Source organism: Tamlana flava (assembly GCF_041287255.1).
Taxonomy (GTDB): Bacteria; Bacteroidota; Bacteroidia; order Flavobacteriales; family Flavobacteriaceae; genus Tamlana; species Tamlana flava.
This window is the reverse complement of the sequence record NZ_JBGGTX010000003.1, coordinates 70,621-85,513: the sequence shown is the minus strand read 5'-3', so window position 1 is coordinate 85,513 and position 14,893 is coordinate 70,621. Positions and strand designations below refer to the sequence as shown.

At 36.2% G+C, this 14,893-nt stretch carries 16 protein-coding genes; 10 read left to right on the top strand and 6 right to left on the bottom strand.

The features are described 5' to 3' along the window. The first annotated feature begins 12 nt into the window (after positions 1–12). The gene (locus ACB104_RS09460) at positions 13–1,884 is read left to right on the top strand and encodes a TonB-dependent receptor plug domain-containing protein (protein WP_370478208.1); all 1,872 of its coding nucleotides are present in this window, start codon (positions 13–15) and stop codon (positions 1,882–1,884) included. A gap of 124 nt (positions 1,885–2,008) precedes the next feature. Here ACB104_RS09460 and ACB104_RS09455 read toward each other — a convergent pair whose 3' ends face one another. Then, the gene (locus tag ACB104_RS09455) at positions 2,009–3,493 is read right to left on the bottom strand and encodes a GFO_1087 family putative carboxy terminal peptidase (protein ID WP_370478207.1); all 1,485 of its coding nucleotides are present in this window, start codon (positions 3,491–3,493) and stop codon (positions 2,009–2,011) included. A 143-nt stretch (positions 3,494–3,636) separates the two neighbouring features. Between ACB104_RS09455 and ACB104_RS09450 the strand changes: the two genes are divergently transcribed. The 4 genes from ACB104_RS09450 to ACB104_RS09435 all read left to right on the top strand — a co-directional run bounded on the left by ACB104_RS09450 (position 3,637) and on the right by ACB104_RS09435 (position 5,814). After that, entirely contained in the window at positions 3,637–4,146 is a 510-nt protein-coding gene (locus tag ACB104_RS09450) for a GFO_1088 family ECF-type sigma factor (protein WP_370478205.1), read from the top strand. Then, complete coding sequence (locus ACB104_RS09445) at positions 4,133–4,624, top strand: PG0215 family putative anti-sigma factor (RefSeq protein WP_370478203.1); 492 nt, start codon at positions 4,133–4,135, stop codon at positions 4,622–4,624. The genes ACB104_RS09450 and ACB104_RS09445 overlap by 14 nt, the downstream gene beginning before the upstream one ends. 73 nt (positions 4,625–4,697) lie before the next feature. Further along, positions 4,698–5,258: a GFO_1090 family protein gene (locus ACB104_RS09440; RefSeq protein ID WP_370478202.1), complete on the top strand. Its 561-nt coding sequence runs from the start codon at positions 4,698–4,700 to the stop codon at positions 5,256–5,258. 13 nt (positions 5,259–5,271) lie between these two features. Next, the gene (locus ACB104_RS09435; protein ID WP_370478200.1) at positions 5,272–5,814 is read left to right on the top strand and encodes a GFO_1091 family lipoprotein; all 543 of its coding nucleotides are present in this window, start codon (positions 5,272–5,274) and stop codon (positions 5,812–5,814) included. 54 nt (positions 5,815–5,868) lie between these two features. Here the strand turns inward: ACB104_RS09435 and ACB104_RS09430 are convergent, their stop codons facing one another. From ACB104_RS09430 to ACB104_RS09420, 3 genes are all read right to left on the bottom strand, one after another. After that, positions 5,869–6,066 (bottom strand): hypothetical protein, encoded by a 198-nt coding sequence (locus tag ACB104_RS09430; protein WP_370478198.1) that lies wholly within the window; start codon positions 6,064–6,066, stop codon positions 5,869–5,871. 3 nt (positions 6,067–6,069) lie between these two features. Beyond that, positions 6,070–7,413, bottom strand: coding sequence for an adenylosuccinate lyase (gene purB, locus ACB104_RS09425; RefSeq protein ID WP_370478197.1), 1,344 nt, complete (start codon positions 7,411–7,413; stop codon positions 6,070–6,072). Positions 7,414–7,530: 117 nt separating this feature from the next. Then, a complete protein-coding gene (locus ACB104_RS09420) occupies positions 7,531–8,106 on the bottom strand; it encodes a HEAT-like fold family protein (protein ID WP_370478195.1) in 576 nt (191 codons plus the stop codon). Between the two features lie 40 nt (positions 8,107–8,146). On the opposite strand from ACB104_RS09420, the gene ACB104_RS09415 reads away from it, so the two are divergent. The 3 genes from ACB104_RS09415 (at position 8,147) to ACB104_RS09405 (ending at position 11,870) form a co-directional block, all read left to right on the top strand. After that, complete coding sequence (locus ACB104_RS09415) at positions 8,147–8,620, top strand: heme-binding domain-containing protein (RefSeq protein WP_370478193.1); 474 nt, start codon at positions 8,147–8,149, stop codon at positions 8,618–8,620. 97 nt (positions 8,621–8,717) lie between these two features. Beyond that, entirely contained in the window at positions 8,718–9,953 is a 1,236-nt protein-coding gene (locus ACB104_RS09410; protein WP_370478192.1) for a glycosyltransferase family 4 protein, read from the top strand. A gap of 93 nt (positions 9,954–10,046) precedes the next feature. Continuing rightward, entirely contained in the window at positions 10,047–11,870 is a 1,824-nt protein-coding gene (locus tag ACB104_RS09405; RefSeq protein ID WP_370478190.1) for a serine hydrolase, read from the top strand. A gap of 44 nt (positions 11,871–11,914) precedes the next feature. Here ACB104_RS09405 and ACB104_RS09400 read toward each other — a convergent pair whose 3' ends face one another. After that, on the bottom strand, positions 11,915–12,586 hold the full coding sequence (locus ACB104_RS09400) for an SIR2 family NAD-dependent protein deacylase (protein ID WP_370478188.1): 672 nt from the start codon (positions 12,584–12,586) through the stop codon (positions 11,915–11,917). A 138-nt stretch (positions 12,587–12,724) separates the two neighbouring features. Here ACB104_RS09400 and ACB104_RS09395 point away from each other — a divergent pair, with 138 nt between their 5' ends. After that, positions 12,725–13,384, top strand: coding sequence for a TrmH family RNA methyltransferase (locus tag ACB104_RS09395; RefSeq protein ID WP_370478186.1), 660 nt, complete (start codon positions 12,725–12,727; stop codon positions 13,382–13,384). Positions 13,385–13,418: 34 nt separating this feature from the next. Next, positions 13,419–13,946, top strand: coding sequence for an SRPBCC family protein (locus ACB104_RS09390; protein ID WP_370478185.1), 528 nt, complete (start codon positions 13,419–13,421; stop codon positions 13,944–13,946). A gap of 83 nt (positions 13,947–14,029) precedes the next feature. Here the strand turns inward: ACB104_RS09390 and ACB104_RS09385 are convergent, their stop codons facing one another. Continuing rightward, entirely contained in the window at positions 14,030–14,806 is a 777-nt protein-coding gene (locus ACB104_RS09385) for a carboxypeptidase-like regulatory domain-containing protein (RefSeq protein WP_370478183.1), read from the bottom strand. Between the last annotated feature and the right edge of the window lie 87 nt (positions 14,807–14,893).

The window sequence follows — 14,893 nt, the reverse complement described above, 5'->3', positions numbered from 1 at the left end:
TCATTCATTAAAATGAACAAAAAAACAAATGTTTTAGGCGTGCTGTGTTTTGGTATGTCTATTTTTGGTTTTTCGCAAAACCAAATCGATTCAACAAAGGTGGAACAGCTAGATGAAATTGTAGTTTCAGATTCCCGTTTTGAATTGAAAAGAGAAAATTCAGGGAAAACGGTTGTTAAGATTTCCAGAAAAGAACTTGAAAACAATCAAGGCCGTTCCATTTCCGAATTAATCAATACAAAAAGTGGTATAGAAATTAACGGAAGCCGAGGTGTGGAAGGTCAAAATCTTGGAAATTACATTAGGGGTGGAAACAATCGACAGGTTTTGGTGCTCATTGATGGCATTCAAATAAACGACCCCTCAAGTGTTTCAAACGATTATGATTTAAGGCTATTAGATTTAAACACTGTTGAATCAATAGAAATCATAAAAGGGGCGGCCAGTACACTTTACGGAAATGCAGCTGCTACTGCGGTGATAAACATTACCACAAAAAAGGTTTCAGAGGATAGTTTTTCAGGAAGTTTTTTAACCGCTGTTGGAACTAACCAAACTCAAGATGATTTGAATTATAACGGAGCTAGTTTTACCAATAACGTTTTTGTTAATGGGTCCGTTAAGAAGCTGGCCTATTTGGCAAGTTTTGGAAACCGATATGCCGATGGGTTATCAGGGGCAAAATCTGAGAACCCAGAGAAAGACCCTTTTTCGAGGTATAATATCAATATGAAATTAGGTTATGGGTTTTATAAATCTTTTGAATTGACAGCATTTGCGAGTTATGATAATTTTAAATCTGATATTGATGGTTTCCCACCGCCAACTTACACTTTTTCAGATACGGACTATAAATATAGTTCACAACAAAAGCGAGTAGGGTTGTCTCCGAAAATTAGCTATGAACATGGAAGTTTTCAAATTAATGCTGCTTATACCAAGATTGACCGTGAGACCATCTCCGATTTTTCTTCAATACATGAAGCAGAAAGTTATGTATTCGATGCTTTTAACAAATATGTCTTTAATGATGCCTTCTATACCATTTTGGGTGTAAATTATGGTAATTACAAAAGTTTGTTTGGTGCAGAGGAAGGTTTTACCAACACTGATCCGTACATCAATATGGTTTATGTGTCTGATTTTGGTTTGAACATTAACACTGGTGCAAGGTTTAGCAGCCACAGTGAATATGGCTCTCATTTTGTATATAGTCTAAATCCCTCATACAGCATTTCGGTAAACGACGGCTATGCTAAGGTTTTTGGCTCATATGCTACCTCGTTTATTGCACCTAATTTATCTCAATTATTCGGTTTTTTTGGGGCTAACCCTAACCTGGAGCCAGAAGAGAATAAAACCATTGAAGGCGGATTTGAATTCAGCCAAAAACAAAGGGTTCGTTTAAATGGAGTTTATTTTAACCGAAAGGAACAGAATACGATTATTTATACCAGTGCTTATGAAAATGCTACCACAGAAGCAACGGTTCACGGTTTTGAGGCAGAAACGGAGGTTAGCCTGGTTAAAGATTTAACGGTAAGTGCCAATTATACCTTTACTGAAGTAAAAGATGGTGTGCGCCTAAGAGTGCCAAAACATAAAGTCAATGCAAGCTTAGGATACAATTTTTGTAAAAATACAATTGCATCCATAAATTATCAATTTGTTGGTAAAAGAACAGATACCGATTTTTCAACCTACCAAGATGTGCAATTGGATGCTTTTTCTTTAATCGATTTATATTTCAGTCACAGAATAATCGAAAATAAATTAAAGCTTTTTGCAAATGTTAGCAATTTACTCAACGAAGATTATTTCGAAATTTTGGGCTATACAACCAAAGGAAGAAACATAATTTTAGGCCTAAATATTAATTTATAGAAACCTTAAAAAAAGTGTTTCATTAAATTTTAAAACAAAAAGTCCCCGAGGTATTGCCCCGGGGACTTTTTGTTTTAAGAAAGAATCCGTTCAAAATGAAAATCTAAAATCTAAAATTTTGTACTTATTTAGAAAATATAGGTTGAATGATATCGAGAGGAATTTCTCTATCATCTATCAATTTACCATTGGCCGATTGCAATATTTCAAATGGGATATGGGCCTCAATGTTTTCAGATTTGTTACTAATTTGTTTGCCACTTGACGTAATTTGCGAAATGGCCTCAGCTAAAAGCGGTTCATTTTCATCACCTAAAATACCTAAGTTCAATCTGGTTTCGTTTAACATCGTATCGGGCGGAAGTCCATCAATAAAATCGGTATTGCCTTGAATGTTTGAGTATTTAAATATTAATGGTTGAAGGGCGTAAGTATGGTTTGGGTTGGCGCCTTCTTTTAGAAAATTTGGAGAATCATACAACGTCCAAGAACCTTGGTATTTACCTCGTGTATTGGAACCTATTTGAACAACATCAATGTACGGAGTCAAGGAATTGATAGTAAACTCACTTGCGGAAGCGCTCCATCTAGTCGTTAAAAAATAAACTTTACTCAAGTTCAAGCTGTTTAACGATAGGCCGTTTTCATTGTCAATAAACCTGTCTTCCAAAAATTCGGGATTGCTTGCTTCAAACTCAGCCTGTAATTCGCTATTAAATTGATCTATATTAAGTACTTCGCCAGTAAATTGTCCAGTTATTAAACTGGTCAGCAAAATAGCTTTGCTGGTAAATCCACCTGGATTATAACGTAAATCAACAACCAAATCTGTAACGCCAGCAGATTTAAATGTGGCAAACACATTGTTTAATTCTGCAGAACTTCCATTAAATCCATTATACATTAAATAGCCAATAGATTTACCACCAACGTTTAAAACTTTACTCACGTGTATTGGGTTTTCGGTGAGTTCTTCTTTGGTTAATGTTACAGTAGTTCCAAGTGGAGTAACCGAATCATCAGCCGTATCAGAAGTGCCATTGGTGTTATAAGTGCCAAGGTCTATGCTATAGTTTGTATCGTTTAATAAAGAATAATTGTTGTCTGCTAGTGAATTATAGTATAACTCTGTGCCATTTACAGCATAAAAAATATCACCACGTTTTAAACCTTTGTCATCAGCGTCACTATCTGGTAAAACATATAATATAATGCCATATCTTGTTGGATCTGTGGTTGACCGACTAATAAAAGTGTATTGCATACCGTTGGTCAGCCCTCGGCCATTCAAAAGATCTTCATTGGCAAAATAGTCTGGAGTAATCCAGCTAAATTGGTCTATGGTCAGCCTTTGGTAAATCAAGCTTTCAAATAAACTTTCGGGACTGTTAAAACCTTCCAAATAATTGGCGTATTGGGAATTGCTTGAAAAACGGTCGTTGGCCAAATCCGGAACATTATCTTTATACAAGTAAAAAAGATTCATGCCTTTCCAAACAAAATCGTTTATTTCACTGGTGGCAATAGGTACATCATCGTTATCTTCAAAACAACTGAAAGACAGAACAGAAACACTAAAAAGTAGGATTAGGGCTTTTAAATTTTTCATAAAGCATTTTTAATATAAGTAGTCTATAAAACTCTAAAAATACTTACATTATTGCGATATAAAAAATTTTTGTAACAAAATGGAATGTGGTTCGTCGTAATATCAAACAGCGGTAACCAAGCTGTTTCAGTAAGCCAATCAAAATGACTCAAACAGAGTTTTTAAATATAGTAATGCCCTTTAAGGATAAAGTGTTTCGTTTAGCCAAACGATTGCTGGTATCTACAGAGGAAGCTGAAGATGCAACTCAAGAAGTTCTGTTGAAATTGTGGAATAACAAGAAAAAGATTCAAGAGTATAAAAATGTTGAAGCCTTTTCCATGACTATGACAAAAAATTATTGTTTTGACAAGTTAAAATCAAAGCAAGCGCAGAACTTAAAGATTGTGCATAGTAATTACGAGGATAAGCAAATAGCATTACAAAAGCAAGTTGAGTTGAATGACAGTGTAAGTTGGGTGTCGAAAATTATTGAAGAACTACCAGAACAGCAACGCATGATTATTCAATTGAGGGATATAGAAGAATATGATTTTGATGAGATTGCCAAAATGCTGGATATGAATAATAATGCGGTACGTGTAGCCTTATCAAGAGCGAGAAAAACAATTCGTGAACAATTAACTAATACTCATAATTATGGTATTAAATAATATAGAAAAATTACTGGAAAAGTACGAAAACGGTGAAACCACCCTAAAAGAAGAGCAAGTGTTGAAAAACTATTTTACCAGCGACACGGTTGCGCCGCATTTAGAGCATTATAAACCCATGTTTGCGTATTTTTTGGTAAATCAGCAGGAACAGTTTACTAAGGACATTCCATTAAACACCAAACGTATATTTAATTACAAATGGATTTCTGTCGCAGCCGTAGCGGTTCTAATGTTGGGAGTTTATTTTACGATGTCGCTTTTTAATGCCGATTCTTGTGAAACGGATTTAGTAGGTACGTACTGTGAACCAGAAAAAGCTTTTGAAGAGGTTTCAAGATCGTTAGCAATGATTTCTGAAAAACTTAACAAAGGTACATCAACCATTGGATACTTAAATGAAATGAACAAAGGAACATCAACTTTGGGGTATCTCAACGAAATTGAAAACACAAAAAATATAATTTTTAAAAATTAACATGTACTGAACCAGTTTCAGTATAAATCAAAAAAAGAAACGAACAGAAAAAAACAACTTAAAAACAAGAACAATGAAAAATAAATTAATCGTATTCGTAATGGCCGTTATGTTAATGCCTTTAGTGGGAATGGCCCAAAAGGACATCTTCGAAAAATACAGTGAAAATGTAGATGTAACTTATGTAAACATTAAACCAAAAATGTTTCAAATGATAGCCAAAATTGGCATTGATACCGATGATGCCGAAGCCAAGGCTTACATGGATATGGTAAAAAGTATTACCAGCTTTAAAACCATAGTAACCGATAATAAAGTAATTTCAACAGATATTGCGAAATGGGTTAAATCGCGTTCAAGTAGTTTAGAGGAGCTTATGGAAGTAAGAGACGACGGCACTGAGGTTAATTTTTATGTAAAGGAAGGCAGGGATGCCGACCATGTTAAGGAGCTTTTAATTTTTGTGAATGGTATTGATAAAAAGATAGAAAGCAATATTGAAATTAATGGCAAGGAGCGTAAAATTGAAACGGTTGTTGTTGCGCTAACCGGCGATATCGATTTGAATGAAATATCTAAGCTTACATCAAAAATGAATATTCCTGGTGGCGAGCATCTGGAAAAAGGAAAATAAGAAATCATCAATCATGCAACGAACATTTAAATATTTAGTTTATGCTTTAACTACCGCAGCTTTTTTATCAAGCTGCGGTAATGAAGTTAGTTTGCAACGCTATTATGTAGACCATCAAGAAGCCAAGAACTTCATATCCCAGGATTTTCCATTATCGATGATAGAAATTGATAAATCTGGTTTTACCGAAGAACAAAAGGAGGCATATGATTCGGTGGATAAATTGAATTTTTTAGGCTACAAAGCCAATGAAAAAGATGTCACGTCTTACGAAGCCGAACTTGCCAAGGTTAAGACTATTTTGAGTGACAGCAAGTACAACGATTTAATGGAATTTAGCGATAAAGGCAATAAAATACGGGTAAAGTATATAGGAACGGATGACGAAGCAGATGAGGTTATTCTCCTTGGAAGTTCAAAAGAATTAGGCTTTGCCATTGTTAGGATTTTGGGAGACGACATGAGTCCCGATAAAATGATAACCTTAATTAACGCCATGCAAAACGCAAATCTTGAAGAAGCGCAAATCGAGCGCATCACAAATTTCTTCAAGTAATATATAGTTATGTTGATATGAGAGGGCAACCCAGTTTTATGGGTTGTCTTTTTTTTATTCCTCTAATTCCTGTTCTTGCGGTTCTTCTTCGGCTTTCGAACTCAAGTAAAGAAGATTGAGAATAATCGTGAAGAAGGCAATGGTCATGAGTGTTAAAACAACAAAATTATCTAAGAGGTCTAAAATTCCAAAAACAAAAATGCCAATGGCCATTATTCCTGAAAGTATTAAAGATTGCTTGTCGCTTAACATAAATTAAATTCCAGTGTAATTGCTAGGTGTAATACGTTTTAATTCGTCTTTTATTGTGTTGGATACCTCTAAGGTATCAATAAAATTTGAAATGGAGTCCTGATTTATTTTGGAATTTGTTCTCGTTAATCCCTTTAAAGCTTCATAAGGATTAGGGTAACCTTCACGGCGCAATATGGTTTGAATGGCCTCGGCGACTACTGCCCAATTGTTTTCTAAATCTTCGGCAAACTTACTTTCGTTCAACAAAAGTTTGTTCAACCCTTTAAGGGTAGATTTAAATCCAATAAGAGTATGGCCAAATGGTACGCCAACATTTCGTAAAACGGTACTGTCGGTTAAATCGCGTTGTAATCTTGAAACTGGCAATTTTGCGGCAAGGTGCTCAAAAACAGCATTGGCAATACCTAGGTTGCCTTCAGAGTTTTCAAAATCAATCGGGTTTACCTTGTGTGGCATGGCCGAACTTCCAACTTCACCTTTTTTTATTTTTTGTTTGAAATAGTCCATGGAGACATAAGTCCAGATATCTCGGTCTAAATCAATAATGATGGTGTTGATGCGCTTTAACGTATCAAACAAAGCCGCCATGTGGTCGTAATGCTCTATTTGAGTAGTTGGAAATGAATGTCGCAAGCCTAATTTTTCTTGAACAAATTTACTTCCAAAGGCCTTCCAATCAATATTTGGGTATGCCACGTGATGGGCGTTAAAATTACCCGTTGCACCACCAAATTTAGCAGCACTTGGTATGTCGTTCAATAGATTGAACTGCTCTTCCAGACGAGTTACAAAAACCTGAATTTCTTTTCCCAATCGAGTAGGAGAAGCCGGTTGCCCATGTGTTCTGGCCAACATGGAAATTGAAGCCCAATCTTTCGATAAATCCTTCAGTTTATTCAAAACAATTAAATATTCCGGTACATAAACGTTGTTCATGGCTTCCTTAATGCTTAACGGAATGGCCGTGTTGTTTATGTCTTGTGAAGTAAGCCCAAAATGGATAAATTCTTTGAACTGGCTCAAACCTAACTTGTCAAACTTCTCTTTGATGAAGTACTCAACCGCCTTAACATCGTGGTTGGTGATGCTTTCAATCTTCTTGATGGCCAGAGCATCTTCTTCGGAAAAATCTTGGTAAATGCCTCTTAAACTATCAAAAACACCATGGTCAACCGACTTAAGTTGAGGTAGCGGAATTTCGCAAAGCGCAATAAAATATTCTATTTCAACTAAAACGCGATATTTTATTAATGCTTCCTCGGAAAAATAGGGTGCTAGCTCGCTTACTTTACTTCTGTATCTCCCGTCAATTGGAGAAATGGCGTTGAGTGGTGATAATGACATATTCGGTTTGAATTTTAAGGTTGCAAAGATAGGAAAGAAAGTTAGAAGTACGAAGATAGAAGTACGAAGTTTGATGCCTTAATTTAATTGAAAATTCATTTTTTTAATGAATTATATTTAGTCTTTTTGGCCTTTCTTTATTTTATTCAAAATATGCTTAGCCCGTGCTTTAAAAGCGGCACTTTGTTCGTAAAAATCACGTTCTAAAATTAGCTTCAATTCTGGATGCACCCAATCATAATCTTTCCCCAACAGATTTAAGGCACTCATGGCATAAGCTTTTGGAGCCACTTTTTCGTTATTGATCATATAATCAAAACAGGTTTCGATAATGCGCTCTTTATGCGTGTTGGTCAAAGCCCATTTGATTGGGTTATCCGCTTTGTCACAATAAGCCAAAACCACCAGCTCACAAATTTTCGCAACAGGCCGTACTGCGGAATCCCTACTTACTTTGCCCATGTTTTCGGTAAAAGTGTCCAGATAGGGAATAATGAGATTGATGTTTTTTCTGCAAACAAATTCAAAAATCCAAGCTGCACGCTCCGACATTTTATCTTCTACATCAAAAAGAATATCCAAAAGTTTTGGTAATAAATCGGGATTTCCAATTACCATATTCGCATAAAACAACCTTTTTTCACGAGATTGATTTACGTCATTTAATTCATTGTAAAGTTCGGCGGTAGTCAAAGCGATTTTGTTATTTTTATAGATAATTAAAAATATTAAAATGAAGACTATAAAAAAAATACTTTTGGTAGCAGTGCTTCTATTGGTGGTAGCCCAATTTTTCGGGCCCGAAAAAAATCAAGGAGACTTAAGTTCCATTGAGCCTTTTTTGGCTGAAACCAATCCGCCAGAGGATGTAAAACTGATTTTGGAGGAGACTTGTTACGACTGCCATAGCGATGTTACTCGATACCCGTGGTACAACAATATTACCCCTGTAAATTATTGGTTGGCTGCCCATGTTAAGGACGGTAAAAAGCATTTTAATTTTTCTAATTGGGTAGATAATTCCATTAAGCGAAAAGACCATAAATTTGAAGAACTCATTGAAAAGGTTGAGGAAAAGGATATGCCATTGCTTTCATACACTTGGACGCACACTGAAGCTAGATTAAGTGACGAACAAATAAAATCTGTTGTGGATTGGGCAAAAATGGTACGGTTTAAGTACAGTATTGCTGCAGAGCCAGAGTAGAAGCCCTATCCTATACTTCCCCAAAGGGGAAGTGAAAGCGTTGTGTAAGATAACTTTGTGATTTACAAATGTTGCCAGATAAAACATTCTTGAATTAGTGGCTAAAAAACTTCTTATTATTGGTTTTGTATGGCCAGAGCCAAAAAGTTCTGCTGCCGGTAGCCGAATGATGCAGCTTATTGAATTTTTTCAGGGGCAAAATTACCTAATAACCTTTGCTAGTGCCTGTGCGAAAAATGAAAATGCATTTGACCTAACCTCAATTGAGGTTTCACAAGTACCCATAAAATTAAACGATTCCAGTTTTGATGCATTTATAAAAGAGTTGCAACCTGATGTTGTGCTTTTTGACCGCTTTATGGTTGAAGAGCAATTTGGTTGGCGTGTTGCAGAACATTGCCCAAACGCAGTTAAAATTTTAGACACAGAAGATTTACATGGTCTACGCAAAGGAAGGCAGCAAGCTTTTAAAGACGGCGTTACTTTCAATAGGGCGTATTTGTTTAACGATACTGCAAAAAGGGAAATAGCCAGTATTTACCGAAGTGATTTGACTTTGATTATATCTGAATCTGAAATGGACGTCCTTAAAAAGGATTTTAAAGTTGATGAAAATTTGCTGTTTTATTTGCCCTTTATGTTGGAAGGTATTTCAAAAGAGCAAATTAACAACTTACCAAAATTTCAAGAACGGAACCATTTTGTAAGTATTGGTAATTTTTTACATGAGCCCAATTATAATGCTGTTTTATATTTAAAGGAGGCTATTTGGCCTTTGATACGCAAGCAACTCCCAAAAGTTGAACTACATGTTTACGGTGCTTATGCCTCACAAAAAGTGAATCAATTGTATAACCAAAAGGAAGGGTTTTTGATAAATGGTTTTACCGATGATGTCAAACAAGTGATGCAGGAAGCAAAAATATGTTTAGCGCCACTTAGGTTTGGTGCAGGTTTAAAGGGCAAATTGGTTGACGCTATGCAAAACGGTACACCATGCGTCATGACCCCCATTGCGGCAGAAGGTATGTTTGGAGGGTTGCCATCCAACGGATTTATAGAAGATACGCCCGAGGCATTTACAGAAAAAGTGGTAAAATTATTTAAAAACGAAACCCTTTGGGTAGAAAAACAGCAAAAGGGATTTGAGATTATCAATGCCCGATTTAATAAAACCAAACATCAAAAAAGGTTTTTAAAGACTGTTTTGGAAACAACTGAATTCCTTTACCACAAAAGGCTAAACAACTTTACAGGGCAAATGCTACAGCACCATACTTTACAAAGCGCCAAGTTTATGGGCAAATGGATTGAAGCTAAAAACAAACCTTGACTTAATAGAAGTTTTTAACTAACTTTAAATCAACAAGTTACCTGGAGTTGTGCTTATGTGATTTTGATAATAAGAAATTATAATTATTTAATCATGAAGAACACTTTCAAATGGGGTTTTGCTTTTATGATGATTACTCTTTTTTTGCTGAACTCTGAATCGAACAAGCAAAACCTGAATGATTCCAGAGATTCATTCCCAGAAATAATTGATACTACGAGTTTTACCCGCTACTTCAAAAATCTCAAAAAATTCAGTGGAAATGTATTAGTTGCGGTAGACGGTAAACCTATTTATGAGAAAAGCTTTGGATTAGCCAATATAGAATTAAATGTTAAGAACACTTCAGAAACCAAATTCAGGATAGGTTCCATTACAAAACAATTCACTGCGATGGCTATCATGATATTGCAGGAACAAGGGAAACTGAAGGTAACAGATAAACTCTCTGACTATTTTTCTGACATTCCAGATACATGGAAAGACATGACCATCCACCAGCTATTAACGCATACTGCCGGTCTTGTGGTGCCACAGCAAATGGCTGGATGGCAAGATAGTATGATGCTATATAGACCGTTTGAAGAAATAATAGATAATCTCAAAACACAGCCCCTTGTTGCAGCACCTGGCGAAAAATTTCATTATTCCGGACTAGGTTATTTTATAATGGCATCTCTTATTCAAAAAGTTTCTGGTAAGACCTATTGTGAGTTTTTGCAGGAACACATTTTTGACAAAGCCGAAATGGAAAACTCAGGGTGTGATACCCCAAACGAGATTATTATGAACAGAGCCTCCGGCTACTCAGGTAATGAAAAGGATACCTACAATTCAAAATTTATTTACGGGCCAATTCGCACAGGTGGAGGAAACCTATACTCAACAACCGGAGATTTACTTAAGTGGGATCGAGCCTTGTATAACAACACACTAATTTCAGAGGAATCAAAAATGAAAATGTTTACGCCCTATGGCAAGGAACGGCAAGCTAGAATTTTTGCACCTGGAAAAAATTACACTGGCTATGGTTTTATAATTAACAAGTCCGACTTAGGTGATAGACTGTATCATTCGGGTCATTCCCCAGGGTTTCGGGCAAGGATTGACAGATGTCCTGAAATAAGGCTATTGATTGTTATTTTGACCAATGATGATATTACTCCACCTCAATTATTTTTTAATTTTCCCGATTTGGTTATTCAAGAATTTAGGAATTATAAAAACCATGATGATTCGGATTTTGATAATAAGGATAATGTACATGCTGAACTTATGCATTCCTACACCTTTGATAATGTAACAGCAAACGACAGAAAAGGAAAAGCACACGGAAAACTTATTGGGGGTGCAAAGATTAGAGATGGCCATTTAATATTGGCAAATCAAGGGGAATATGTTTCGCTTCCGGGTGAAAAAATTAACATAAACAGCTACGCATCAATTACTTTAGAAGCTTTTTTGGAGTCTGTTACTGAAAAATCTCCTTTCACTATGTTTTCGTATTTTGGGGATTCAGTAGAATACTTTGCAACCAACTTTATTTTTCAGTCCGTGATGAATGGAAATTTGACGAAGGCAACCATCAACTGCACAAATAATGAATGGCCATTGGATGGATCATCAGAAGTCTCTTATTGGCCTCTAAACGATGGGAAAAAGCATCACATAGTGACCACTTTTGACAATGAAAACATGCGGCTATATATAGACGGGAAATTGGTTGGTGAAAATTCTACAGATGGTCAATCATTAAATATTATAGCAAATATTAGCAATAAACTTGCGTTTCTTGGAAAGAGTGGATTTGAACAAGATCGAACCTGGATCGGTACAATTGATTGCTTTAACATCTATGAGGGAGTTCTATCCTATAAGGCAATAAGTCAATCGGCCAATAAATATCTTTCAAAATAAATTAATAAAATATCAAACCGTAAAGCGAATTTCAGAAGCCATTTTTACATCAAACCCATCATCCGTCTTACCCCAACAGTAGCTGTTTCTGCAATTACGGTTAGGTGTTTTTGGCTTGCAATATTGGGTTTGGGGTCAATAAAATAAGTTGGGGTATTATGTGGCACATAGTGCATTAAACCAGCGGCGGGGTAAACTTGCATGGAGGTGCCAATAATGGCCAACACATCTGCGGTTTCACAAATATCAACTGCTTTTTCAATCATGGGTACATCTTCGCCAAACCAAACGATATGGGGGCGGAGTTGGTAACCTAGCTTACAGGTGTCGCCTAAAAGCAAATCGGTTTTCCATTCCAAAATATCGGTTTCATCGTAAGTGCTTCGCACTTTTAAAAGTTCACCATGCAGGTGGGTCACCTGGGTGCTTCCTGCTCGTTCGTGCAAATCATCCACATTTTGGGTAATGATGCTTACTTTATAGTTTTTTTCAAGTTCTGCCAAATCAAAATGGGCTTGGTTGGGCATTACTTCAAAAAGTTGTCTTCGGCGTTGGTTGTAAAAATCCAAAACCAACCTAGGGTTTGCCTCAAAGCCTTGTGGCGTTGCCACTTCCATTACGTCATGACCTTCCCATAGTCCGTCGGCATCCCTAAAGGTTTTAATGCCGCTTTCGGCGCTCATGCCAGCTCCTGTTAGTACAACAACATGTTTCATATTATAAAGATAATAACTTTAACGTCATTGTGAATCACGCCCAAGGCGTGATGTGGCAATCTTTTAATGGAACTTCAAATAAAAAAGATTACTATGTCACTTCGTTCCTCTTAATGACACAATGCTTATTTTTGGACTATGATAGATTTAAAACTCCTGGAACATTTAGAAGCTCATTTAACCCCAAAAAGGCGGGACCGTTTTAAGTATGTTTTATCCAAACGGACTAAACATTTTACCGTGGCTACTGAAGACGTGTACCAGTTGCACAACACGAGTGCCGTTATAAGAAGCTGCGATGTTTTTGGCATTCAGGAAGTCAACATAATCGAAGAACGGAACACTAAGCGCATTGATCGTGAAATTGCCATGGGCGCGCAAAAGTGGGTAGATTTAAATCGGTACCATTCCGTCAAAGATTGTATTGCAGACTTAAAACAAAAGGGCTATCAAATTGTGGCCACGACACCGCATACTGACGATTGCGTTTTGCACGAATTTGACGTAACAAAAAAATCATGTTTTTTCTTTGGAAGGGAAACCGAAGGTCTATCGGAAGAAGTTCTAAATACTGCCGATTGCTATCTAAAAATTCCAATGGCTGGCTTTACAGAAAGTTTGAACATTTCGGTTTCGGCAGCCATTATTTTGCAACATGTTACCACCAAATTGAAGCAAACTGAGATAGAATGGCAATTATCAGAGAATGAACGACTTATTAAACAAATGGATTGGATAAAGAAAACGTTAAAAAGTTATGATGCTATTGTAAAGCGCTATTACGAATCCAAAAATTAACTATCTTTAGTAGTCCAATTAATTCTCCATTGTTATGATGATTCTTTTGTATGTTTTTTTGGTAATAGCCTTCGTTTTTATCATTTTAATACTTGTGGCACCCAAACAGTTTGATGTTAGCAGAAGTATTACCATAAACAAACCTATTTCTGAGGTTTTTGCCTATCTAAAGTTTGTGAAAAATCAGGACTATTGGTCGCCGTGGAAAAAGAAAGACCCTACCATGAAACAGGAGTTTTTTGGGGTTGATGGCGAGGTTGGTTTTGTTGCAAAATGGGAAGGCAATAAAGATGTGGGTTCTGGTGAACAGGAAATTGTTGGCGTTGTTGAAAATGACATCCTTAAAACAAAATTACGGTTATTTAAACCTTGGAAATCAGAATCAGATGCTTACTTGAAAGTCGAGGCTCTTGGCTTAAATAAAACAAATGTGGTTTGGGGTTTTTCTGGGGAAAGCAAGCCGCCATCAAACGTTTTTTTTATGTTTTTTAATATGAATAAAGCCGCGGGTAAAGATTTTGAGGAAGGGTTGGCGAGTTTGAAAATAATTTTAGAAAAGTAAAATGGGTTAGCATGGCATTTCAATTTATAAATAAAAGGAATCAATAATGTTGATTCCTTTTTTAGTTTATATTGTTTTATTATTTACAATCTGTTACTTCGCCCTCGATTTAAAAGCTTGTATTCTTCATAACACTCGCTAATGGCATCAAGAATTTGAAGGTCGTTAGCGGTTTGTATAAATCCTTTGGAGTAGTTGCATTGGTTCACAATTTCATCCAAATCTACACGGTCTACATTCAATAGAACCATAAGCATTTCGCGGTCAAAACGTGAAGCCAATAAATTTCTGATTTCGTCATCTTCCTTCATTTTTTTCAGCTTACGCAGTTCATTGGGTTTTTTGCCAAACATACGGTGAAGAAAATCTGCCGGGTTAAAAATAGAACCGACAACCTTGGTCAACGTGGATTTTTTACCAGCTTCGTAACCTGTGCCTTCCAGGCCAGAAATGCTGTAGCGATAATTATCGTTTGGTAAGGGAACTTGTTTAATGTCAACCTCCAAATAGCCTGTTAATCTCAATTGGTTAACGACCACTTCTTCAAGCGCTAAGGCAAGTTCCGTTAATTCAATTTTTGAACTTCCAAACTTTAGCCAGTCGTTGGTTACCTTAACTTTTATGGATTTAAAACCTAAATAGGAAAAATGCAGTGTGTCATTGGGTTTTGCCGAAATTTGGAATTCACCATCTGCATTTGTTGTAGTACCAATAACCTGGTTAAGGTTAACAATATTTACACTTTCTAAAGGCGTATTGTCTGAAGGATTTATCACAACACCTAAAACCTTATCAGCTTCTTGGGCTAAACCAAAAGCCGAAGTAAGGAGAAAAGTTATTAGCACTAGGTGTTTTTTCATAGCATTTATTATCGCGAATTTAGTGATAAAATTACTAAAGAAAATCTTTGGAAAGTTTTTCTGCGTTTATTTTGACTAAACATTAAC